This window comes from Xanthobacter autotrophicus (genome assembly GCF_030015065.1).
GTDB lineage: Bacteria > Pseudomonadota > Alphaproteobacteria > Rhizobiales > Xanthobacteraceae > Xanthobacter > Xanthobacter autotrophicus_D.
The window spans coordinates 1-4,895 of record NZ_JAIVFN010000195.1 but is presented as its reverse complement, the minus strand read 5'-3'; the positions used below and the strand labels follow the sequence as shown (position 1 = coordinate 4,895).

At 73.5% G+C, this 4,895-nt stretch carries 1 protein-coding gene and 1 pseudogene; one reads left to right on the top strand and one right to left on the bottom strand.

Going from position 1 to position 4,895, the window contains the following annotated elements:
- Positions 1–191 (bottom strand): annotated as a pseudogene (locus K9U40_RS24865) (hypothetical protein); the annotation flags it as partial.
- Here K9U40_RS24865 and K9U40_RS21995 point away from each other — a divergent pair.
- Positions 132–4,895, top strand: a 4,764-nt coding sequence (locus K9U40_RS21995; protein ID WP_282892247.1) for a non-ribosomal peptide synthetase, incomplete at its 3' end; no start/stop codon positions are given. The pseudogene K9U40_RS24865 and the gene K9U40_RS21995 sit on opposite strands and share 60 nt — an antisense overlap.

Genomic DNA, 4,895 nt, shown 5'->3' with positions numbered 1-4,895 from the left:
GACTGAGCCTCCTTGGCGGCGTGATACTCGGCGTTCTCGGACAGGTCTCCGTGCGCGCGGGCCTCGGCGATGGCCGCGACGATGCGCTGGCGCTCCACCTGCTGGACGACCCACGCGCCGGCGAACGCACCGTGAGCTACGCCGCCCTCGACCTTCGGGCGCGGGCCTTCGCCGCGCGGCTGGCGGACCATGCGGAGCCCGGCGCGCGGGTGCTGCTCATGCTGGAAACCGGCCTCGACTATGTGGGCGCCTTCTTCGGCTGCCTCTATGCCGGGCTCATTGCCGTCCCGGCCTTCCCGCCCGAGGCCAACCGGCCGCAGCATCAGGCCCGCCTCGCCGCCATGGCGCGCGATTGCGGCGCCGCAATCGCCCTCGTCCATGCCGGCGACCGCGCCACGGCCGAGAGCCACCTCGCCGGCCAGCCGGGCACGACGGTGCTCGCCGTGGAGGACATCGCCGACGGCGATGGCAACGGCCGCGGCCTGCACCGTCCCCTGCCCTCCGACATCGCCTTCCTGCAATACACGTCCGGCTCCACCTCCACCCCCAAGGGCGTGATGGTGAGCCACGCCAACCTCGTCGCCAACGAGCTGGCCATCCGTGACGGCTTCTCGGTCCAGCCGGACAAGACCGTTCTGAGCTGGCTTCCGCTGTATCACGACATGGGCCTCATCGGCGGGCTGCTGCAGCCGCTGTTCAACGGCGGCATCTGCGTACTCATGTCGCCGCGCCACTTCCTGGCCCGGCCGGTGCGCTGGCTGGAGGCCATGTCGCGGTTCCGCGCCGACATCAGCGGCGGGCCGGACTTCGCCTATCGCATGTGCGTCGAACGCATCGATCCGGCCCAGGTGGAGGGGCTCGACCTGTCGGGCTGGAAGGTCGCCTATTCCGGCTCCGAGCCGGTGCGGGCCTCCACCATGGAGGCGTTCGCCTCCCGCTTCGCGCCGCTGGGTTTTGACGCGCGCGCCGTCCACCCCTGCTATGGCCTCGCCGAGGCGACCCTGTTCGTCACCGCGCAGCGGCGGGGCGAGGGCCTGATGGCGCCGGGATTCGACGCCGCGCGCCTCGCCGCCGGAGAGGCGCAGCCCGGCGCGGGAGAAGACGCGGTGCGCGTGGTCGCCTGCGGCGTGCCTGCCCCCAGCCACAGCGTGCGCATCCTCGATCCCGCCACCGGCACGCCGATGCCGGACGGCCGGGTGGGCGAGGTGGTCGCCTGCGGTCCCAGCATCGCCCAGGGCTACTGGAACAACCCCGCCGCCACCGCGGCCACCTTTCCAGAGATCGACGGGACCCGGGCGCTGCGCACCGGCGATCTCGGCTTCCTGTCCGGCGGGCAGCTTTATCTCGCCGGCCGGGCCAAGGACCTCATCATCATCCGCGGCCAGAACCTCTATCCCCACGACATCGAGGAGGTGATCGAGCGGGAGGTGGACCTGGTGCGGCAGGGCCGCATCGCCGCCTTCCCGGTGGCCTGCGACGATGGCGAGGGCATCGGCATCGCCGTGGAAATCTCCCGCCGCACCCGCAAGACCGTGTCGGCGCAGAGCATCGCGGCATTGGTGTCGGAAGTGGTGGGCGACGCCTTCCTCGAACCGGCGCGGGTGGTGGTGCTGCTGGAGCCCGGCGCCCTGCCGCGCACCTCCAGCGGCAAGCTGCAGCGCAGCGCCGTGGCGCACGGCTATGGGGACGGCACCCTCGACGCCTTCGCCATCCTGCGCGACGGCGCGCTGGAGGACCGGACGGGGGAAGCCGCCCCCCTCGTCACCCCGACGCCCGCCCCAACGGGCAATGCCATGGCCGAGCGGCTCGCCGCCATCTGGGCCGAGGTGCTGGGGCGGCAGGACATCACGGCGGACAGCCACTTCTTCGCCCTCGGCGGCAATTCGGTGGAGGCCATGCGGGTGCGGGCGCGCCTCGCCGCTACGCTCGGGCTGGACGTGCCGGTGGCGGAGCTGTTCCGCCACCCCACCCTCGGCCGCCTCGCCGCCGCGCTGGAGAAGATCGAGGCGGGCGCCCCCGCTCCCCGGATCGCCGCGCCCGTGACCATCCCGGAGGGCCCGGCACCGCTCACCCCCGCGCAGCGGCGCATGTGGTTCCTGGCCGAGATGGCCTCAGGCGCGGCGAGCAATGCCGCTCATCATGCCGCCTACCACGTGGCCGGAGGCATCCGCTTCCCTGCGCCGGTGGATCGCGATGCGCTGGCCGCCGCGCTGAGCGACATCACGGCGCGCCACGGGGCGCTGCGCACGCGCTTCCTGCGGACCGAAGACGGCGATGCGGTGCAGGAGGAACAGGCCTCCGCCGACCTTCCGCTCACCATCACCGACCTGCGCGATGATGCGGACGGCACCCGTTATGCCGCCCTCGCAAAGACCCATGCGGAAGCCCCGTTCGACCGCGCTGCCGCGCCGCTGGCCCGCGCGCTGCTGGTGCGCCGGCCCGATGGGCGGGACGAGTTGCTCGTCACCCTGCATCACCTGATCTGCGACGGCTGGTCCCTGGACCTCCTGAGCGACGAACTGGCCGCCGCCTATGCCGCGCGCGCCGCCGGATCGACGCCCGCGCTGCCCCCGGCCGGGTCCTATCCCGCTCATGCCCACCGGCAGGCGGCGGACGCGTCCGACGAGGCCGGTCTCGCCTTCTGGCGGGCGCGCCTCTCGGACGCCCCGGCGCTCACCACCCTGCCCGCCGACCATCCCCGGCCGGCCGAGGCGAGCCATCGCGGCGGTCGGCTCGACACCACCTTCGACCCGGCGCTGACCGCCGGCCTGCGCGCGCTCGCGGCCGGGGCCGACGCCACCCTGCCCATGGCGCTGCTCGCCCTCTTCAACGTTCTGGTGCATCGCCTTTCGGGCGCCGACGACCTCTGCGTGGGCCTCACCTTCGCCAACCGCGCCGCCGCCGACAGCCACGACACGGTGGGCCTGTTCGTGAACACCCTGCCGGTGCGCCTGAACGTGGAGGGCGCGGCCGCGTTCGGCGAAGTGCTGCGCCGCGCCCGCGACGGCGTAATGGAGGCGCAGGCTCACCAGCACGTCCCGCTGGAACGCGTGCTGGACGCCCTCGGCACGGCGCGCAGCCTCAGCCGGCATCCGCTGTTCCAGACCCTCTACACCCACCTGCCGCGCCGGGCCGGAGGGCGCGTGGACGCCTTCACCCGCGACAGCGGCGGCCAGCAGTTCGATCTGGCGCTGGAGACCGCCGAGACCGTCGATGGTGGCCTCGCTCTGGCCTTCGGCTATGCGCTGGACCTGTTCGAGCCGGCCACCGTGCGCCGCTTCGCCGATGCGTTCGCAACCCTCGCCCGCGCCGCCATCGCCGCGCCGGATACCCGGCTCGATCTGCTTGCGCTGGTGGATGATGCCGCATTCGCCGCCCGCGCCGCCCCGTGGCCGGACCGGAGTGTCCTGCCGGACCTGCCGGTGCCAGACCTCATCGCCCTGCAGGCCCGGCTGCGGCCAGACGCACCGGCGGTGATCTTCGGGGACGCGACCACATCCTTCGCCACGCTGGAGGCCGAGGCCAACCGCCTTGCCCATGTCCTCACCGCCCAGGGCGTCGGCCCCGAAACGCGGGTGGGCGTGGGCCTGCCGCGCGGGCCGGGGCTCATCGCCGCCTTGCTCGCGGTCTGGAAGGCGGGCGGCGCCTTCGTGCCGTTCGATCCCGACCACCCGGCCGAGCGCATCGCCCACATCCTCGCCGATGCCGGCACCACGCTGGTGCTGGCGCGCGAGGGCGTGGCCCCGGGCCTGCCCGGTCTCGACCCGGAACGGCTCGACCTTGGGTCCCAACCGACGACCCCGGCGGGCGGGACGCCGCATCCCCACCAGCTCGCCTATCTGGTCTACACCTCCGGCTCCACCGGCCGCCCCAAGGGGGTGATGGTGGCCCACGGCGCGCTGGCCATGCACTGCCGCGCCACCGGCGCGCTTTACGAAACGTCCGAGCACACGCGGGAATTTCATTTCCTCTCCATGAGCTTCGACGGCGCCCACGAGCGCTGGATGGTGCCGCTCATCCATGGCGGCGCCATCATCCTCACCGATCGCACCCCCTGGGCCACGGCCGACACGCTGGACGCCATCGCCCGCCATCGCGCCACCCACGGCGGCTTCCCCCCCGCCTATCTCGACGCGCTGGCGGAGACCGCGCAGGCGCGCGGCGAGGCGCCCGTCGTGGATACCCTGTCCTTCGGCGGCGAGGCCATGCCGGCGGCGGCGTTCGCGCGCATCGCCAGCGCGCTGAAACCGCGCCTGCTCATCAACGGCTACGGCCCCACCGAGGCGGTGATCTCGCCCCTCACCTGGAAGGTGCCGGCGGCGACCCCATTCGACACCCCCCACGCCCCCATCGGCCGGGCGGTGGGGATGCGGCGCGCCTATGTGCTCGATGCCGCCCTCAATCCCCTGCCCGTGGGCGTTCCCGGCGAGCTCTACGTGGCCGGAGAAGGGCTCGCGCGCGGCTATCAGGGCCTGCCCGGCGCCACCGCCGAGCGGTTTTTGCCCGATCCCTTCGGACCCCCGGGCGGGCGCATGTATCGCACCGGCGACCGCGCCCGCTGGCGCGCTGACGGCACGGTGGAGTATCTCGGCCGCATCGACCGGCAGATCAAGCTGCGCGGCTTCCGCATCGAGCCCGGCGAGGTGGAAGCCATGCTGCGGGCGTTGCCCGGCGTCGGCGCCGCCGCGGTGGCGCTCAAGACCGTGGGCGCCGCGGCCCAGCTCGTGGGCTATGTGGTGGCGACAGCGGGTGCCGCGCCCGATCCCGCCGCGCTGCGCGAGGCGCTCTCCCGTCGCCTGCCCGACCATATGGTGCCGGCCCGCTTCATGGTGCTTCAGGCCCTGCCGCTGACGCCCAACGGCAAGGTGGATTATGCCGCCCTGCCCCTCCCGGAG